The organism is Sphingobacterium lactis, from assembly GCF_051951495.1.
Taxonomy (GTDB): Bacteria; Bacteroidota; Bacteroidia; order Sphingobacteriales; family Sphingobacteriaceae; genus Sphingobacterium; species Sphingobacterium lactis_A.
In genome coordinates this window covers 1-20,197 of record NZ_JBNHAS010000006.1, presented here as the reverse complement: position 1 = coordinate 20,197, position 20,197 = coordinate 1, and the positions used below count along the sequence as shown (strand labels likewise).

At 37.4% G+C, this 20,197-nt stretch carries 17 protein-coding genes; 15 read left to right on the top strand and 2 right to left on the bottom strand.

The annotated features are described in order from the left end of the window. Window positions 1–140: 140 nt before the first annotated feature. From ACP6L2_RS16900 to ACP6L2_RS16885, 4 genes are all read left to right on the top strand, one after another. Window positions 141–632 (top strand): antitoxin Xre/MbcA/ParS toxin-binding domain-containing protein, encoded by a 492-nt coding sequence (locus ACP6L2_RS16900; protein ID WP_440510428.1) that lies wholly within the window; start codon window positions 141–143, stop codon window positions 630–632. Then, entirely contained in the window at window positions 632–1,102 is a 471-nt protein-coding gene (locus ACP6L2_RS16895; protein ID WP_440510427.1) for an RES family NAD+ phosphorylase, read from the top strand. Before ACP6L2_RS16900 ends, ACP6L2_RS16895 begins: the two co-directional genes overlap by 1 nt. A 323-nt stretch (window positions 1,103–1,425) precedes the next feature. Continuing rightward, on the top strand, window positions 1,426–2,550 hold the full coding sequence (gene hemW / locus ACP6L2_RS16890) for a radical SAM family heme chaperone HemW (RefSeq protein ID WP_440510426.1): 1,125 nt from the start codon (window positions 1,426–1,428) through the stop codon (window positions 2,548–2,550). A gap of 222 nt (window positions 2,551–2,772) precedes the next feature. Then, window positions 2,773–4,284 carry a sulfatase family protein gene (locus tag ACP6L2_RS16885; RefSeq protein ID WP_440510425.1) on the top strand — a complete coding sequence of 504 codons (1,512 nt, stop codon included), beginning with the start codon at window positions 2,773–2,775 and terminating at the stop codon, window positions 4,282–4,284. 58 nt (window positions 4,285–4,342) lie between these two features. Here ACP6L2_RS16885 and ACP6L2_RS16880 read toward each other — a convergent pair whose 3' ends face one another. After that, window positions 4,343–5,869, bottom strand: a complete 1,527-nt coding sequence (locus ACP6L2_RS16880; protein ID WP_440510424.1) for a sulfatase family protein — start codon at window positions 5,867–5,869, stop codon at window positions 4,343–4,345. A 286-nt stretch (window positions 5,870–6,155) separates the two neighbouring features. On the opposite strand from ACP6L2_RS16880, the gene ACP6L2_RS16875 reads away from it, so the two are divergent. The 11 genes from ACP6L2_RS16875 (at window position 6,156) to ACP6L2_RS16825 (ending at window position 18,834) form a co-directional block, all read left to right on the top strand. Then, window positions 6,156–7,619: a WG repeat-containing protein gene (locus ACP6L2_RS16875; RefSeq protein WP_440510423.1), complete on the top strand. Its 1,464-nt coding sequence runs from the start codon at window positions 6,156–6,158 to the stop codon at window positions 7,617–7,619. Window positions 7,620–7,623: 4 nt separating this feature from the next. Continuing rightward, window positions 7,624–8,052, top strand: a complete 429-nt coding sequence (locus tag ACP6L2_RS16870) for a hypothetical protein (protein WP_440510422.1) — start codon at window positions 7,624–7,626, stop codon at window positions 8,050–8,052. Window positions 8,053–8,125: 73 nt separating this feature from the next. Beyond that, window positions 8,126–9,988 carry a M1 family metallopeptidase gene (locus ACP6L2_RS16865; protein WP_440510421.1) on the top strand — a complete coding sequence of 621 codons (1,863 nt, stop codon included), beginning with the start codon at window positions 8,126–8,128 and terminating at the stop codon, window positions 9,986–9,988. Between the two features lie 506 nt (window positions 9,989–10,494). Beyond that, window positions 10,495–10,932 carry a MarR family winged helix-turn-helix transcriptional regulator gene (locus ACP6L2_RS16860; RefSeq protein WP_440510420.1) on the top strand — a complete coding sequence of 146 codons (438 nt, stop codon included), beginning with the start codon at window positions 10,495–10,497 and terminating at the stop codon, window positions 10,930–10,932. A gap of 74 nt (window positions 10,933–11,006) precedes the next feature. Then, window positions 11,007–12,077, top strand: a complete 1,071-nt coding sequence (locus tag ACP6L2_RS16855; protein WP_440510419.1) for an HlyD family secretion protein — start codon at window positions 11,007–11,009, stop codon at window positions 12,075–12,077. Continuing rightward, a complete protein-coding gene (locus ACP6L2_RS16850) occupies window positions 12,078–13,616 on the top strand; it encodes an MFS transporter (protein WP_440510418.1) in 1,539 nt (512 codons plus the stop codon). A gap of 152 nt (window positions 13,617–13,768) precedes the next feature. Then, window positions 13,769–14,197 (top strand): RNA polymerase sigma factor, encoded by a 429-nt coding sequence (locus ACP6L2_RS16845; RefSeq protein ID WP_440510417.1) that lies wholly within the window; start codon window positions 13,769–13,771, stop codon window positions 14,195–14,197. 82 nt (window positions 14,198–14,279) lie between these two features. Beyond that, window positions 14,280–15,770, top strand: coding sequence for an arylsulfatase (locus ACP6L2_RS16840; protein ID WP_440510416.1), 1,491 nt, complete (start codon window positions 14,280–14,282; stop codon window positions 15,768–15,770). 235 nt (window positions 15,771–16,005) lie between these two features. Continuing rightward, a complete protein-coding gene (locus tag ACP6L2_RS16835) occupies window positions 16,006–16,428 on the top strand; it encodes a hypothetical protein (RefSeq protein WP_440510415.1) in 423 nt (140 codons plus the stop codon). A 234-nt stretch (window positions 16,429–16,662) separates the two neighbouring features. Then, window positions 16,663–17,235, top strand: a complete 573-nt coding sequence (locus tag ACP6L2_RS16830) for an N-acetyltransferase family protein (protein WP_440510414.1) — start codon at window positions 16,663–16,665, stop codon at window positions 17,233–17,235. A 150-nt stretch (window positions 17,236–17,385) separates the two neighbouring features. Then, window positions 17,386–18,834 carry a glyceraldehyde-3-phosphate dehydrogenase gene (locus ACP6L2_RS16825; protein ID WP_440510413.1) on the top strand — a complete coding sequence of 483 codons (1,449 nt, stop codon included), beginning with the start codon at window positions 17,386–17,388 and terminating at the stop codon, window positions 18,832–18,834. Window positions 18,835–19,303: 469 nt separating this feature from the next. Here ACP6L2_RS16825 and ACP6L2_RS16820 read toward each other — a convergent pair whose 3' ends face one another. Further along, window positions 19,304–19,762: a hypothetical protein gene (locus ACP6L2_RS16820; protein WP_344675768.1), complete on the bottom strand. Its 459-nt coding sequence runs from the start codon at window positions 19,760–19,762 to the stop codon at window positions 19,304–19,306. Between the last annotated feature and the right edge of the window lie 435 nt (window positions 19,763–20,197).

Sequence of the window (20,197 nt, the reverse complement as noted above, 5' to 3'; positions counted from 1 at the left end):
TATAAATCTTTGCTCTTAGTAGACTAAGAGAATATATAATCTTTTTGTATAATAATTTAGAGTAAATATTAGGAAGCATGAACAATTGATTGTAAATTTACAAGTATAGTGACGTAAATTTACAATCAACTCCTTGAATAATGACAAAGACAACAATAGCAAACCCTAAGAAATCTGCCCAGTCAAAAGCAGGAATAAAGGGTAAGTTGCATGCAAAATTCAAAGAATTTTCACCTTCTTGGGTGGTTCATCATGCCAAAAATGAACCCGGTTTTAATGTTGAATTAATAGAAAGAATTAGGAAGGGAGTCAGTAAGTCTGAATGGAAGGATTTAATTGCTGTTATTGATTCCAATGAAAAAGATTTTGAGCATATTCTTCCAACTTCTATTAGTAGCATGCAAAAAAAGGAAGTTTATGATTTGGAAACTTCGGAAAGAATTTATGAAATATCAAGATTATTTGGTCTTGGTTATGAAGTTTTTGATAGCCCGGATAAATTCAAAAATTGGCTTTTTACACCTTCTAGAGCATTAGGCAATAAAAAACCCTTTGACCTTTTAGATAGTAGCCTAGGATTTACGATAGTCGAAAACGAGATTGTTCGAATTCAATATAATGTCTATAGTTAATGATGGTCTTTCGCGTTGCCAACTTAAACTATAAAGAGTTTACACTCTCTGGAATAGGCGCTGAAAAGGTTGGAGGAAGATGGAATAAGATCGGGACTAGAGCCGTGTACTGTTCGGAAAATATTTCTTTGGCTTTGTTAGAATATTATGTCCATTCAGAGAACATCGCTAATCTTCCTGATGAAATTGTTGTTGCAAAAGTTCATATACCAGACTCTTTTACCATTAAGGAATTAGAGCAGTTACCAGAAAATTGGAATCAATATCCTTATACTTATCATACAACTGAACTGTTTAGTTCTCTTGCAAAGAGTAGAGATTTTTTCGCACTTAAAGTACCTTCCACTATAGTTCCATTTGAACATAATTTTGTATTAAACCCATTATTTAAGGATTTCGGTCAAATTGAAGTGATCGAATATCTAGAATTACCAATAGATGATCGACTGAAGTCTGATAAACATGGATAAGTCTATGCTTTAATCATTTGGGCAAAATATACTTTTATAGACCGATTAAAAGGCTATCAAAAGGATGAACGTGAAAACTGGAAATCCGAAAGAGAGATTGTACTTGATGGTGGTAGTAATTATTGGCAAATTGAAATAAATCTTTCACAAAAGAAATTATCTAACCTGCATATAAATGGAGTTGCGTGATACTAACTAGAAAGAAGATTGTTATTTGAAAGCATTTCCAGAATTATTTTATAAAGACCAATAATTCATCCATTTATTTTTCATATCATTTGATATCCTAATAAACTATTACCTTTACTCCCCAAAAGCACCCAATGATCTACTTCCACATTCCATTTTGCAAGCAAGCCTGTCACTATTGTGATTTTCACTTTAGTACATCCTTAAAGTACAAGGAGGAAATGCTGGAAGCGATGAAATCCGAAATAGACTTACGTGCAAACTACCTCGAGGACAAAAAGATCGAATCCATTTACTTTGGTGGTGGAACACCATCCATCTTAGCATCTTCGGAGATTATGGAGTTAATCGACCATGTCTCTAAACACTTTGAAATCAGCAATTCCGCGGAGATTACCTTAGAAGCCAATCCAGATGATCTGGACAAGCAGAAAGTCCAAGCCTTAAGGCAAACCGAAGTAAACAGATTCAGTATTGGTATTCAATCCTTTTTTGAGGAAGACCTACGTTGGATGAATCGGGCTCACCATGCTGATGAAGCAAAATCAGCAATTATGCGGGTACAAGATGCCGGATTTGAGAATATCACCTGTGATTTGATCTATGGTTACCCCTTACTCAGCAACAGCAAGTGGAAGACAAATATGCAGGAGCTCATCCAATTGCAAGTCCCACATATTTCCTCATATTCCATGACGGTGGAGCGCAAGACCGCTTTGGACCACATGATAAACAAAGGAAAAACGCCTCCTTTGAATGAAGAGCAGAGTGCTGAGCAAATGCTGATGCTCATCGACACGCTAACTGCAGCAGGATATGAGCAATACGAAATTTCCAATTTTGCAAAACCAGACCGATACGCTCGTCACAATACCAATTATTGGCGTGGTAAGTCATACTTAGGCATTGGCCCATCCGCACATTCCTTCAACACCCAGTCGCGCTCATGGAACATTGCTAACAATGCTTTATATATCAAAGGAATTCTAGAAAAAGAGCTACCCTTAGAAACAGAGATTCTCCAAAAAAGCGATCGTTTCAACGAATACGTCATGACCTCCCTTCGAACAAAATGGGGAATAGACAGCAACTATGTCAAGCAAGAATTTGGATCCGATTATTATAACGAATTAGAAAAATTGAGCAAACCTTACCTAGAGCAGGGTAAGCTGCTCAATCAAAACGGTCAAATCACCTTAACTCCAGAAGGGAAACTCTTAGCAGATCAAATCGCTTCCGATTTGTTTGTTATTGAATAGCACACTTCACATCTGTTAATTAACGTCATTTAGGCTATCTTATCTATTAATGAATATCCACAGCCAAATGATGAATCCTTCATCTGAAATTACGACGCACAATATCAAAAGAGTTTTCTTAAACCAGACAGAGTAACATTTTAAATGCTATAAGGTGTTATGTTTAACTAAGCATAGAAGATATTTGTTAACTTCAAGAATTCAACTAAATCTAAATTCCTAATGAAAAAAATTACCCTATTAACTTGGGTGTTACTCTGCACGGTCATGCTTGCCTATGCTCAGAAAAAGCCCAATGTTTTGATGATCTATGTCGATGACCTTGGTTATGGCGATCTTTCCACCTATGGTGCCAGCAAGATCCAAACCCCCAATATTGACGCCATTGCTAAATCGGGCATTCGATTTACCAATGGACATGCTGCTGCAGCAACCTGTACACCATCCAGATATGCCTTAATGACTGGGAAGTATCCATTCCGTAAATCAGGAACTGGCGTATTACCAGGTGATGCCGCATTGATCATTGACCAAAATCAATTGACCCTTCCCAAGCTTTTTCAACAACAAGGTTACCAGACCGCCATTATCGGAAAATGGCATTTGGGATTAGGAAGTCAAGTCGAGAAAAACTGGAATCAAGATATTAAACCAGGGCCCTTGGAAGTAGGTTATGCATACTCCTATATCTTCCCGGCAACTGCGGACCGTGTGCCTACTGTTTTCTTGGAAAACCATCAAGTCGTTGCTTTGGATAAAAACGACCCAATTGAGGTGTCCTATAAACAGAAAATCGGTACTGAACCCACAGGACTAGAAAATCCCGAACTACTAAAAATGAAGGCTTCTCCAAATCATGGTCATAACCAAACCATTGTCAATGGCATTGGCCGTATAGGCTGGATGACCGGAGGAAAACAAGCCCGTTGGGTTGACGAAGAAATCACCCCTACTTTTGTAAATAAAGCGGTTAATTACATTAAAGATCATAAATCCGCACCATTCTTCTTAAGCTACCATGCTACCGAACCCCATGTTCCCCGCATGCCTTCCACCATGTTCAAAGGGAAGAGTGGACTGGGGTTACGAGGCGATGCTATCCTGCAGCTAGACCATGCCGTAGGACAACTTATTCAAGCATTAAAGGACAATGGCATTTATGAGAATACCATTGTTATTTTTAGCAGTGATAATGGTCCTGTATTAGATGATGGTTATGTCGATGGCGCAGTAACCGAATTAAATGGTCATGACCCATTTGCTGGAATGCGTGGCGGAAAATATTCCGCTTTTGAAGCTGGTACTCGAGTGCCTTTCCTGATCAGTTGGCCAAAGCAAATCAAGTCCAATCAAGTTTCTGAAGCCTTGGTTTGTCAGGTTGATCTATTGGCAAGTTTTGCGTCTTATTTTAAATCCAACATAGCGCCTCAAGCCAATTTAGATAGTAAAAATGTACTAGCAGCTCTATTAGGAAAAGACAAAAAAGGTAGAGATTACCTGGTCAAATCGGCTTATACCTTCTCCATTCTAAAAGACCAGTACAAATACATCTTACCGAATAATGGAGCAGCGCGAAACAACCAGGTCAACATCGAATTAGGCAATGACCCGAACGATCAATTATATGATTTAAGCAAGGATCAGGCAGAGAAAAATAACATCGCTAGCCAATATCCTGAGCTCGTAAAACAACTAAAAGATATCGTGTTAAAGGAAACAAAGAAAAGCAACTAAAACAGAAAGGCCATTTATCTGCTCGATAAATGGCCTTTTTAAAGCTAGTAAACTCCAATTAATCCAATAGTGCCTTAGCTTCCATATCATCGGTAGCTTCGATTTCCTTAGCCAACAGCTTTTTCATTTTCTTCACGATTCCCTTCGCTTTTGGATCATCATAAATGTTTTTCATTTCCTTCGGGTCTGCCTTCATATCAAACAATTCCCAACCATTAACACGCTTATAATAACGAATCAACTTATAACGACCATCACTAACCCCAAAATGTGGAGAAACGGCATGTTCCCCATTTTCATAATAATGATAGAACAATTGCTTGCGAGCTGTTTTTTTCTTGCCTTCCATGACTTTCAAGAAAGATTTCCCTTGAACATCCTGTGGAATGGCCGTACCTGTCAATTCCATTATGGTAGGTGCAATATCGACGTTTAGAACCATGCCATCGACTTGAGAATGCGCAGGAATAATACCTGGCAGTTTAGCTAGCATAGGTGTACGGAAAGACTCTTCATACATGAAGCGCTTGTCAAACCAGCCGTGTTCACCCATATAGAATCCTTGATCGGATAGATAAACCACTAAGGTGTTATCCTCCAATTGATGTTCCTTTAGGTAATCCAATACACGACCAATATTTCGGTCCATGGACTCTGCCGTATTGAGGTAATCCACCATATAACGGTGATATTTCCATTTCGCCAAATCATCACCTTTTAAGTTTGCCGCTTTATATTGCTCATAAATTGGACGATAATAATCCAAATATTGTTGAAACTGTTTATCGTTCATTCGCTTGAAGTTTCCATCCTGACGCATCTTTTCTGGCGTATCAAACATTTTCAAGTCATAACCCATTTGCATATCCTTAGCCACGCTCATCTCTTGAACTGCGGCTGCTTTCCGTCCTTGATAATCATCAAAGAAATTGTCAGGAAGAGGGATCTGCTTATTATCGTTTTTACCGAAATCCTTAGGATCAGGCATCCAAGTGCGGTGGGTACTCTTATGGCCAATGATTAGACAGAAGGGTTCATCCTTCTCTTTCTGTTCTAGCCAATTTAGCGCACGATCTGTTACGATATCTGCAACATAACCTTCCTCCCTATCCGTCTTCTCCGTTTTCCCATCTGTACTACTGATAAAGTCCGGATTAAAATAATGTCCTTGTCCGACCAAGATACTGTAATAATTAAACCCTTGAAGTTTTCTTCCTAAGTGTATTTTTCCAATCCAGGCAGTTTGGTAACCGTTGTTCTGCAACTGTTTGACGAACATATCCTGTGAATGGTCAAAATTCGAAGTCTCGTTATCCTTAAAACCATTTTTGTGGCTGTATTTCCCCGTCAATAAACTTGCACGACTAGGTCCACAGATGGAATTGGTCACATAGGCCCGATTAAAGGTTGCCCCTTCAGCAGCAATTCGATCTAGATTTGGTGTATGGGCAATCTTGGAACCATAAGCTCCGATGGTCTGGTAAGAATGATCATCCGAAATGATAATCACAATGTTGGGCCTCTTCTGTTGAGCATAACCCAAAATGCTCATGAAACAGAACGCCACTAATACTGGTAAACGCATATTTATTTAAGTTTAGGAATATCAAATATACATATTGAGGAAGATTTAACCCCTAAGTTTTCCTATTGAAGGATAAAATACGAAAAGCAAAAACTAATACCGCTTCAAAACCGAAGCACTCTTACTTAAGAATATCATTGATAATCAAATTGTTCTATATTTAATCCCATTTTAAGAGCTAAATGTTCCCGTATGCAATTTTTGATGAAGACATTGTAAAAAAAATATCGACAAACTCTTTTGTAGTTGAAAAAAAACAAGGATGTTTGCGGTAAACATTTCTTATATGAAAATCTTATTTTCCTTTCTAACTTTTTGTCTCTTTGTTCAATTGACTTTTGCACAGGGACCAGTGTATAAAGTATCTTATCAGATGCATTTTTCTGAGGAGTTATTATTGGAATTGGAGAAACCTAACTTGGATACCAGCGATGCCAACTTAAAATTAATCAAAACTGCCATTGAACAACGAGAACAAGGAAAATCAATGTTTGAAATTTGGGTGAATAAGGATGTATTTCTATCAAAGAATACGATTACTCCAGATTTTTACCAAATAAGTAGCAAAACCAGCAATAAAATTTCCATGGTGAATTTATTAGATTCGACCTATGCCAACTTGGATGATTCCCCTTTTGGCTGGCTAGACTTAGGTGATGAAACTGATGAAGAATACGTAACTGTAGAATTTGTTGCTGGAAGAACAGAAATGATTGCTGGATTCCCATGTAAATTGGCAATCCTAACCGTACTTACAGATGATTTGTCTGCTATTGCCAATGACGAACAAGATAAAATAGAGGTCTGGTACACGGAAAAAATCCCGAATTTTTACCTTGGCAGTTTCGTTTTTATGTCCAAGATTCCAGGAGCTGTTTTGAAATTAGATATTGGTGGCACGCAGTTTATTGCGCATCAAGTAAGTCAAGAAAATGTTCCTGCCAATTTCTTCGAAATACCCGCAGGATTCAAACAAGTAGAAACCTCTTATGCCGATGAAGATTTTGCTGACATGGAATTAGGAGAAGGCTTAGTTGGCTATTACGATACCACTGCTACCATGTATGGTTTAAAAAATTCAGATGGCGATATCATTACTAAACCCATCTTTACATCCCTATCTGAAATCCGTGAAGGGGCGATCATTGCTTCTAATGCTGACGGTATGAGCGGATTTATTGATGCTAAAGGAAATACAGTATTACCATTCACTTATGAATATATTGCATTTGACGATGAGAGTGCGGCCTATATCTTCACCAAAGATGGTAAAGCTGGCTTAATGGACAAAAGTGGAAAAAACCTTTGGGGCACAAAGACTTTTGAATCTTTGGGCAATTTTATAGGAGATTATGCCTTGATTTCGGAAAACGAAAAACATGGATTAGTCGATAAAAAAGGAAACATTGTTCTTCCTGCAACTTACCCGCTTATCTCACAATACGATAACAAATATTTTGTCGTGCTAGACAATGAAAAATCACAAATATTCGACTTGGCAACTAAAAAACTTGTTGTAGAAGGATTTCAAGAATTATACTTATCCAATGTTGACAACCTATTTATTGCCAGCAATGATGGCGAGAAGTATGGTTTCATTAATGAAAAAGGGGCAACCGTTATTCCTTTTATCTTTGCATATGCTACCCCATTTGTGGATGGCGTTTCTTCAGTTACTAAAATTGGTGAAGAAGAAATGTACTATATCAACACGAAAGGTGAAGTCGTAAATATCGACGAAGAAAATTAATTACATGACCTTTCAAATAAATACCCTGCATCGCGGACGATTCATCTGGATATTACTAGCTGGACTCTTTGCTGCAGGGTTTTTACTTTCATATTTTGATTTACAGGAAATCGTCAAGATTATCATCTTGCTGTTCTGTATTCCTCTTATCCTATTTACTGCTGTTAAAATCAGCTTTCAATCCTCAACTTGGAAATTAACAGAGCAGGAAATCCATATTTCGCGTGCTGGAAAGGATATTATCCTTCCCTTTGCTGAAATCAGCTATATCAAAAATCACCTTCGTTCTGGAGGTAACCTTTTAGCTATTTTCTTTAATAACAAAAGAGCAACTTTACGTATTTGGCGGAATAAACTATTTGTTGCCGCGGATGACTTCGAATCGTTGCTTGCCGAATTGAAATCCAAGGAGATAGCAATCGTCCTAGGCTAATTCCCATAAAAACTTTACGCAATCTACAAGTAGGTTTCATGTTACCATTATGTAAATTTTATATATTTGGTTTATGAACTTAAAACAAACAATTACAAGCCTATTATTGACTGTTCTTGCCTTGACAAGTTTTGCCCAAAGAAAAACCTATTGGCAACAAGGTGTGGATTATACCATGGACATTGATGTGAATGAAAAAACATATCAATACGATGGTAAAATGAAATTAAAGTACAGCAACAATTCCGGTCAGGAGTTAAACAAAGTTTATTTCCATTTATATTTTAATGCCTTCCAACCTGGGAGCATGATGGACGAACGCCTGAAAAGCATTGTCGATCCAGATGCACGTATGGTTACCAACTCGGGTACGCGTGAAAAACCTATTTTTCATAGCCGTATTGCAGCATTAAAGCCTGACCAAATCGGTTATCAGAAAATTAAATCGGTAAAATACAACGGCCAGGCAGTAAACTTCAAAGAGGATGGCACCATTCTGGAAGTTTCCTTGCCTACTGCAATTAAAGATGGCAGTACGGTAGAGTTCGACTTGGAGTGGCAAGCACAAGTTCCTGAGCAAATCCGTCGTTCTGGACGTAATTCCAGAGAAGGGATTGCATTTTCCATGACCCAATGGTATCCAAAAATGGCACAGTTCGATGAGTTCGGCTGGCACTTGGATGAATATGTAGGACGTGAATTTATCGCTCCATTCGGAAATTTCGATGTGACCATACATATCAACAAAGATTACGTGATTGGCTCATCCGGAAAACTTCAAAACCCATCTGAAGTAAAGGGCTATGTTAAAAATGCTAAAATTAAGGTCAACAACAAAAAAGCAACTTGGCATTATAAAGCAGAGAATATTCATGACTTTGCATGGGCTGCCGATCCAAAATTAGTCGTTGATTCCGCTAAAACCAAAGGTGGAGTAACAGTATATACCGTCTACTTACCAACTGATCAGCAAGTAACGGACAATTGGAAAACAGCACTTGGTTTAGCGGTAGATTTCTTCGATTTTACCGGTCAGCATTTCGGCGCTTACCCTTGGAAAACCTATACCATTGTTCAAGGTGGTGATGGCGGAATGGAATATGGTACCGCAACATTAATCACTGGAGGACGTAACTTAAAAGGACTTGTAGGAGTTATCTATCATGAGGCTGCGCACTCTTGGTATCAGCATCTATTTGGAGTTAACGAAACAGTAGATGAGTGGATGGATGAAGGCTTCACAAGTTATATTGAGGAGCTGGCATTAACCGAATTATTTGTTCGCCCTACTGCTAAGGCTTTGAATCCTATCGGTTCAGCTTATATGGCCTATTTCAAACTTGCCAAATCGGGCAAAGAAGAACCAATGAGCTTATTGGCCGATTATTACAACACCAACTATGCATACAGCAACGAGGCTTACAACAAAGGAGCTGTTTTAGCTGAGCAATTGGGCTATATCATCGGAAAAGAAAACCTACAGAAAACTTTCTTGAAGTTCTACGATATCTGGAAATTCAAACACCCAACACCAAATGATTTTAAACGTGTTGCTGAGGAAGTATCCGGAATTAATTTGAAATGGTATTTCAACTTATTTATTAACACAACAAGAACCATCGACTACAGTATCAATACGGTTTCTGACAATTCCATTGAGCTAGTAAATAAGTCCAATTTGGCTATGCCAATTGACTTATTGGTAGAATACCAAGATGGCAGCAAGGAATTATTTTATATCCCGTTGCGTGAAATGCGTGGGGAAAAACCATCTGAAAAATACGACATCTATCAAGGGGTTAAACGTACCGTTTTGCCAGATTGGTTCTGGACAAAACCAACTTACACGGTTCCAGTATCTAAAAAAGTAAAATCGGTGAAAATCGATCCTACGGAACGTTTGGCGGACATCAATCCTGAAGATAACAAGCGCTAAATAATCAAATACGCTTGATCTCAACAGTCAATCTCTGAGATCAGTATAAAATTGCAAGCACGCCCGAATTATTTGTAATCAAACAAATTGTTGGGCGTGCTTTTTTATGGTCTATTCCTATTCGTTAATCAGACTATACCTTAACCGATTTTGTCCAAAATGATATTTCTTTTCAACCGCTTTTCCTCCTAGTATCCTTGTGTCAAACAGTGGTTTCCTAGGGGGCTACAAGGGGTTTTCTTCGATACTCCTTCGGATCTCCTTCGGAACTTGTTCGGATCTCCTTCGGATCTTGTTCGGTTCCGACCGAACGAGATCCGAACCAGATCCCTATCAGATCCGAGAAAATTCCTTTGGAGTTACAAAGCAATATATACAAAGACCCATGCAGAATGTGATTAGAATCTATACCTATTTTAACCAAGATGAGTTTTAAAGTGATAGTAAATATTATTAGTTTGATATTTAACTGTTAAATGTTTAACTTTGTGCATTATTTCATTGTTATGCAAGAAGAATCGAAAGCCATCCGTCAGTTAATCAATGATATCATTGCCCTACGGGTAACGATTAAACAATTCTATTTTCAACGTGTGAAGGAATTGAATTTGGATTTGACCTATGAAATGGTTCAAGTGCTAGCGGTACTCTGGCGTAATAAGGAAGTAAATCAGCAGGATATTGCCGATGAGGTTCAAAAAAGTAAGGCAAGTGTAACCCCCTTGATCGACAACTTGTGTAAGCGGGAATTGGTGGAACGTATCCCCGATCCTAATGACCGCAGGAATAACAGAATTACCTTAACTGAAAAAGGATGGGATTACCAGAAGAAAGTTGAACCAATACAAAGAGAGCTTTATGAATTGATCGTCGAAAAATCAAAAATTAAGCATATCACGGAATTAAGCAAACAACTTCAAAATTTAAAAAAGGCTATTGAATAGCTTTTTTAGTAACATATTAGTTCAATATCGAACTAATTTATTGGGTTTATAATTAACGAATACAACAATACAGCATGAGCAATACAGCAATACATCCTATTAGTCCAAAGGAGAAAAAGAGAAGAAGGAATATATACCTCATTAACCTGCTTACTATCCTGGTTATTCTAGGAGCAATAACTTGGGGATTGGTAGAATTCTTTCATTTAAACGAGAGTGTTTATACGGAAGATGCGCAGGTAGATGCCCACATCAATCCGGTCAATTCCAAAGTTAGTGGATACATCAAGGACATTCGGTTTCAAGAACATCAAATGGTTCATCGTGGCGATACTTTAGTGGTATTGGAGAATGATGAATACAAGATTGCCGTGGAGAATGCTCTGGCAGCATTGGCCGATGCCCGAGCAGGGTATGCTGTTGTACATACGGAGGTGGAGATTGCCCGGAATGGACAGCAAATCGCAGCAGCAAATATGGAAGAGCTAAAAAGTCGCTTACAAAATGCGGAGGTAAACTATAAACGTTATCAAGATTTAATGGATAAGGACGCAGTAGCTGTTTATCAATATGAGCAAGTAAAAACAGAATATGAGTCTCTAGCCGCAAAATATAAAGCATTACAAGCACAACAACACAACAGTCACCTCACGACGGAAGAAACCCATAAACGGACTGGGATCAATGAAGCCAATATCTTACGAGCAAAAGCAGCATTGGATTTGGCAAAGCTGAACTTATCCTATACTGTGATTGTCGCGCCGTACGATGGTGTTTTAGGGCGTATTCCCGTGGAGGTTGGACAGCTCATTCAAGCCGGACAACCCCTATTCAATTTGGTTCGAGATCAGCAAAAATGGGTTACGGCTAATTATACGGAACGTCAAATGAAGCAGATTGCTTTGGGAAAAAAGGTAGAACTAAAAGTTGATGCTATCCCCAATGTCACCTTTCATGGGGAGATTAAGGCTATTTCAGAGGCCACAGGTTCCAAATATTCATCGGTGCCAGTAGATAACAGTACCGGCAATTTTGTGAAGGTACAACAACGCATTCCTGTACGAATAGAATTTACTTCGGATAATGAACCTAAGGATTTAGAGAAATTGCTGATTGGATTAAACGTAGTGGTAAAAGCAATATAGATGGGGAATAGTGTTTTTCGGAATTGGGTTCCACAGTCTTGGAAGTTAAACATACTGTTGCTGATTGCCATTAGTCTATCTTGCTGTAGCGGGATACCATCTACCATCTATACGTACTTAATCGGTGGTCAATCAGCAAACTCAGCAGATCTTTCCATGGCCATGTATGCTTATTGTACTGGCATGGTTTGTTCTATACCGTTAATCTTCCGCTTAACCCTATTCTTACCTAAAAAACGTTTAATTCTCTTTTCCATTCTCTTATTAGCGATTATTAATACCATATTGGCGATTAACCACTCCCCTTTAATCAATGTGATGTTGATGTTTGTCTTCGGATGTGTTAAGATAATAGTCACCATGGCGTTGATAACAGAGCTCATGCCTTTTTTAATGCCTACGGGTGAGCGATATCAAATGTATGCGATATACTATCCGATGAACCTGGTTTTCCCAATCATTGGCGGCTTGATAGCTGCCTATCTAGCACAGCATTATTTTTGGGAGTTGGGTTTTCATTTTCAAAACATCCTGTTGGGAATTAGTTTACTGCTGGTCATTATCTGTTTCAAAACGCAACATATTAAAACTGTCCCCCTATTCCAGTACGATTGGCTAGGTACGGTCTTATTAGCGGCGAGTCTATTGAGCTTTTCATTTGTGGCCAGCTATGGCTTACAAAACAATTGGTTATACAGTAAAAGTATCCTTATCGGAATTGTATTAACATTCGTGTTCTTTGTGCTGTTCTTCAATAGAAATTACCGAAAGAAAAGAAAGATCATCAAATTTTCAAGTATTGGAAATAAGGCTACATTTCTAACCCTGTTTACCGTATTCATATTGGGTTTGTTTTATAGCAATACCAGCTTGTTAACTAATTTGATGAATTTGCTATTACCGGGCAATCCAAGCAAGCAGGCAGAGATCAATAGCTATATCATTGTGGGTTATGTTTTGGGTAGTTTAATTGTTTACCTGTACTTCAAACGAACTAAAAAGTGTAAGGCAATCTTAATTCTATCCGCTATTCTTTATTTACTTTCCAATATCTTGATTTTACAGCTACTGGATTCGCGAACATCCTTGGAAATGTTGATTTTACCGATCATCATTAGGGGAATGGCTGTTATGATTTCCTTTATAGCCACAGCCGTTTATCTAGCTGGCAATGTTCCGGCCAAAGAATTTTTACATAGCATAGTGCTGTTCATATTGGTTCGGACATTTTTAGTTACTGTGTTTTGGTCGAGTTTAATTAGCAATTGGTTCAATAGGCTACAAATATTGCATCAAACAAGACTAGCGGAATTGATGCCCAGCAATCCAAGCATCGATCGAACCGCCTTATTAAGCTTTCAAAAACAAGCTAGCCTATTGGGTTTACATGATTTGTATTTTTATTTATGCTTAGCGAATGTGTTGGTTATATTAATTATTGCTGTTCTTCCCTACCATTCTTCTACCGTAAGACATATTTTCAATTGGGGAACTAAAAAGAATACGAAGGAATTGATTCAGGTGACACCTATGGGGTAAAAAAAATGAAGCTAAAAAGAACTCAAAGTTAAATTACCAACACTTGAAAGATAGCTAATTAAATGAATCATTACATACATTGCTATACTTTTGGAAAAGTTGTATTAATAAATATATTTGTCATGCTTTAAACCAAATTATACGCTACCTCCATGTCAACCAAAAATGATCATACTGATAAGGTTCTGCTCCTAAAAATCGCTCAAGGAGATCATGATTCCTTTTCGTTATTGTATCAGCGTTGGCACAGCATTGCTTACCATAACATTTCCATTTTCCTCAAAGATGAGGATGAATGTTTCGACGTTCTTCAAGATGTATTTATTCATATATGGCAGAAACGCGATGTCTTAGTTAATGTTGAGAATTTCAAAAGCTTTCTTTATATATCTTGTAGAAACCGGGTATTAAATTTTATTCGTCAAAGTAAAAATCAATCATACCATTATCTTGAATATAGCAATTTCCTAGAAAGCCATTCCCCAGACGCAGGCCAGGAAGTTCACAGAAAAAATATGGAAGCATTGATAAACCATCAAATGGAGTCTATGCCAAACAAAATGTGTGAGATTTTTTCATAAGCAGATACGATAACCTTATCCATGACATGGTCATTTCCTAAAAACGAACCCATAATCTAGAAAACTTAATAACAAAAACAGCATGCATACAATCAACCTAAACCTAACTTTAATATTCCTTTGCTTTAGCTTTTTAGTGCAAGCACAGCATCGCAAAAAACCAAACATCATTTATATTTATGCGGACGATTTGGGCTATTCAGAAATAGAACCTTATGGGCAAACAAAAATAAAAACGCCAAACTTGAATCGATTAGCCAAGAAAGGTATAACTTTTACCAATCATTATAGTAGTATGCCTGTTTGTGCTCCAGCAAGAGCGATGTTAATGACTGGAAAACATGGAGGGAACTCTTATATCCGTGGGAATTATGAATTAGGTGGGTTTTTAGATAGCTTAGAGGCTGGACAAATGCCTTTACCAGAAGGCACTTTTACCCTTCCAAAAATGTTAAAACAACAAGGTTATAAAACTGGAATGGCAGGAAAATGGGGCCTAGGCATGCACAATACAACTGGAAGCCCGAGTAAACAAGGATTTGATTATTACATCTCCATTTTGGATCAAAAACAAGCCCACAACTTCTATCCTACACATCTCTGGGAAAATGATAAAAAGATAGAACTAAAGAATAAATATTTTAATGTTCATCAACCTTTAAATCCAAAAACAGCAACAGATAAAGATTTTGATTATTATAAAGGAGAGGAGTATGCTACCGATATATTAGCTGATCGTGCATTGGATTTTATTGACAAAAATAAAAAACAACCTTTCTTTTTATATCTTCCATTTACCCAACCACATGTTTCCTTGCAAGTTCCTCAAAAATATATAGACATGTACCAAGGAGCATTCGATGAGAAGCCATATTACGGACAACAAGGTTATGCACCGGCCAAAAAACCATTATCCACATATGCTGCTATGATAACCTATTTGGACGAGCAAATTGGTCGAATTATGGATAAGGTTCAAGAATTAGGCTTGGAAGAAAATACAATAATTATGTTTTCTAGTGATAATGGAACAACATTTAATGGAGGTGTTGATGCGACATTTTTCAATAGTGTGGCGGGACTAAGAGGTTTAAAGATGGATGTTTATGAAGGTGGAATTAAAGTACCTTTTATTGCTTCATGGCCAGGAAAGATTCCCAAAGGAAGCAAGACAGAATTAGTATCCGTTCAATATGATTTGATGGCTACTCTTGCAGAGTTGTTGAATTATAGGTTGAAAAATACCGACGGTGTGTCTTTTCTTCCTACTTTATTAGGGCATGAAAAAAAGCAACAAAACCGTGAGTTTATTTATTGGGAATTTCCTCAACAGGATGGTCAAATAGCTATTCGGCTAGGAAAATGGAAGGGTGTTAAACGTAATATTCGCAAAAAAGGTTATGCTCAAACAGCTTGGGAACTCTACGACATCGAAAACGATCAATTTGAACGTATAGATTTGGCCGCTGAACAACCAGTACTCATTCAACGATTAAATGAAATTGTATTAACAGAACACCAACCATCCCATATCAAAGAATGGGAAATAGTAGCACCAAAATACGACAAGTAAACAGAACATTGAAGATTTCGCTTTTAGAATCAAGGATTTTCAGCGCTGGAACTATGAATTAGGTTCAGCGCTTCTTTTTTTGTAAGTATATGATCCAATCAATCTGATTCAATGGCAATCACTTCATTATTCTTAAACAATAATTTTCTAATTTGTTAACATTGCAAGTCTTGTTTATATAACATTTATTAATAAATTAGGTACATATTATTCTACAGCAATTAACATAGATTTAATGACCAATATTAAAGAGCGCGTCCTCTTGATCGCAGAGACAAAGGGCATCCAAAAAGTAGAGTTTTTTAAAGGTTTAGGCTTATCATATGCAAATTTTAAGGGGGTCCAAAAAAACTCCTCATTAGGTTCTGACGCAGTTTCCACGATTTTAACCGCATATCAAGACATTAATCCAGAATGGTTATTAAATGGTTCAGGCGAAATGTTGCGCCCTACCTATCAGGAGATCAATGAACTGGCCATTACCTTACCTTCTAAAATCGATCGTCATGACAGCAGCCCTGTTTTGGTAACGGCATTAGAAAAAGTAATCAATGCACAACAAGCAACCATTCAATCGCAAGAGATTACTATTTCAGCACTTACTGCACAGATCGACTTGTTGGAGAAAAGAAAGAAAAACAAAAAGAAGAACAAATAAGCAATTGGTTTAACTGCACTTTAGCAGTTGAAGAATAAACTTGTCATTATTAATATTAGCTGAGAACTATTGGCTAAAAACTTAGCTGCTATTAATTAAATTAGCTTTAAAATTCTATTCTCTTATAGGAATGGAGAGAATACAACAAAAAATTATATATTGTGCATTAGGCCTTAAATAGGGCCTATTTTTATTATTTGAAGTTTATATTTTTCGACGACAAAAGGAATAAAAATGACTATTAGAAGAGGACAGAAAAGTGATTCAGAGGCAATAGCTGGATTTTTGATGATGGCGATGGAAGATATTGCTTATCGGTTTATAGGGCGTGAGGATTATCAAGAGGCTTTTGACTTCTTAAAGACCTTGGTAGAATTGGAAGGAAACCAATATTCCTATTCAAACAATTGGGTTTTGGAGGATGATGGCGTATTAGTAGGCACAGCCTTGTTGTATGATGGGGGAGACCTAGCCAAATTACGTGAACCTGTTGCAGCATTAGTTGCCGAGCGATATCAATTACCTTTTAATCCAGAGCATGAGACTGAGGCAGGGGAAATTTATATCGACTGTATAGCGATAGATTCAAGTCAACAAGGAAAAGGAATCGGAAGTAAGTTACTCGGGTTCCTAATAGAAGAATATGTCGAGAAGAATCAGCAAACTTTAGGCTTATTGGTTGATTTGGACAATCCAAAGGCTAAGAAATTATATGCTCGTTTAGGTTTTGAAGTCATTAAAGAGAAAACGCTTTTAGGCAAGCAATTGGAGCAAATGCAGTTTAAAGCCAATAGGGGCATTTCATAGTGTACTATTTACACGCAAAAACAGGTCAAATTTTAACATAATTTCAATTGATTGGGTCATATTTTGTCACAAAATATGATATTCTAAAAAATAAGTGTCAAATATTATTAAAATGACTATTTTTGCGGCAATATCCATTCAACGAAAATTATGACACAGCAAATTACTTTTGAGGAGCAGATCAAAAGTTACAAAATGAACCAAAATGCTTGCGTAAAGCTGGTTCAAATCGTGAGCGATTTGTGGTACAACCACTCCATCGAACTTGTCTTATTCAGAAATCAATTGATCGATCGTCGAGTAAGCTTTATCCTCAATCTTCATCAGCAATCCAAAGTTTATATGGATGTTCCATTGAACATTTCAGAGACCTTAAAAGTTGCTGAAGTTATTGCTGGTATGAACTTAAAGCCATCTCGTATCGACATTGGAAAGTTGGCTTTAGAAATTCGTGAAGAGAACATTAGCGAAGATGCTATTTCAAGTTTCCTTCAACAAAAATTAGCTGGAGCAAATGACCATCAGCAATTTGAACCGAAGGACGTAGTATTATACGGATTTGGTCGTATTGGTCGTTTGTTGGCTCGTGAATTAATCAGTAAGGCGGGTGCAGGAAGACAGCTACGCTTGCGTGCAATCGTAACTAGAGATGAAGTAGACGAAAAGTCCCTATTAAAAAGAGCAAACTTATTAAGTCAGGATTCTATCCATGGATCTTTTGATGGTGAGACACAGATCGATGTAGAAAACGGTTCTATCATTATGAATGGTATACCAGTGTACATGATTTCTGCGAAGAACCCTGAGGATATTGATTATACGCGTTATGGCATTCAGAATGCTTTAGTAATTGACAATACAGGTGCATTCCGCGATGATAAGGAATTGTCTAGACACTTATTATCCAAAGGTGCGGGCATGGTATTGCTTACTGCGCCAGGAAAAGGTGTTCCTAATATTGTTTATGGAGTAAATGAACACGATGCTGACCCTAAGGCTACCAATATTTTCTCGGCTGCATCTTGTACCACCAATGCAATATCTCCAGTATTAGCTGTTATTGAAAAAGAATTAGGTATTGAGAAAGGACATATTGAAACCATTCACTCGTACACAAACGATCAGAATTTGGTGGATAATATGCATAAGAAATCACGTCGCGGACGTGCTGCTGCATTAAACATGGTTATTACCGAAACAGGTGCTGGAAGTGCGGTTGCCAAGGTATTGCCTGTTTTAGCAGGGAAATTGACATCCAATGCGATTCGTGTTCCTGTTCCAAATGGTTCATTAGCCATCTTAAACTTGGAATTGAAAAAAGGAACTACCGTTGAAGGCATTAATGCAATCCTTAAACAAGCTGCCCTAAACGGCGATTTAGTAGAGCAAATTAAATTCAGCGATAACCCAGAGTTGGTTTCTTCTGATATTATAGGATCTTCTGCGGCATCTATTGTAGATGCTCCAGCAACCATCGTATCCGATGACGGAATGACGGCAATATTATACGTTTGGTATGATAATGAGTATGGTTATTCACACCAGGTAATGCGTCTTGCAAGACATGTTGCTGGTGTAAGAAGGTTTACGTATTATTAGGAGATCGCTGCGCTGATAGATGTGAGATATGAGACCGCTGCGCTGTTAGATGAGACACCAGGTAATAGACGATAGATAAAAGACATTGCAGGTTATTGTCTCTTACAACTCAGAGCGAAGCGAAGAGTCTCTTCTCCTCCTCCATAAATCGGGTCATTCTGAGGCTAGCCGAAGAAACTATAAATAATAGAATATCTAGTGAAAATTGTTTGAAGCGGTCGATAAATCGACCGCTTTTTTATTGGATATGCTTATGTAAATATGGATTTTTTAGAGCGGGCGATGCATGCATCGCCCCTACAAAGAGCCGTAAAAAGTATAATGGATAAAGACCCTGCCGTAGGGTCGAAGCATGCTTCGACCGTTTAAAAATCTATAAAAACCAATTAGCCAAAAGATCAATATATTCCGTAATACATGACAATTTAATATCTAATAGCGTAGCGGTCTACCATTAAGGCCTTAGTGGCTAGTTTTGAGTATAATCTTTTACAGAAACACGTGATACAATTGTATTTTTATACAAGTCAAATACCTTATTCAAGTCTATCTTTTCTGATTGAAAACAAAGTGCATTTATAGTATCAAAATCTGTAGGTACGTTATTAAAATGTACGACTATAAAGTGTTTATCCTCAAATTCTTTCCCATCATTCAAAAATAAATACATATAAATTCCAAGATTATTCTTGTTAACAAGCTCTCCATTCCATCCCCCAACTAATATGTCTTTTGGTTTAACTTTTAAATCTTTAAGAAGTGTAGTGAAAGTTTTCCCAGCATATTTTCCTTTTTTCATATCAAATTCATGAATGAGATAATTCGCCGTATCCTGATACGTTTTCAACTGCATATAATCTTGGGCTTTGATAGTATGGGCTGATAATACAGCGATACAGCTTATGAGAATTATTTTTATATGCTTCATAAATATAGAACAACGGTTATGCTAATAAAAATAATGATAATTTTTTAAGAAAAACGATATCCATTTAAACACTGTGAATGCACTTACCTTAAAAAATCATCACCCCTACAAACATTCGTGAATTGCTGGTGGCATATTGATGGTTAATGGATGGTTCTAACTTACAATGCTTAGCCAGTTTTATTTATTATGAAAATTCCCCTATACAGTTTAAAGTTCATTTATCTTCGATAAATGATGACGTGGCCTTGGGGGGAGAACAAAGACTCTTCGCTTCGCTCTGAGTTGTAAGTAGCAAAATTATTATCCCGCCAATAGTGTCCGTCCCTGAAATAGGTTGACCACAAATTGAAATGAACTATGAGAGTAAATTTGAGGCTAATTAGAAAAACTCGTAAGTATTCTGAGGAATTCAAGCGGGAAATAGTTTCTCTA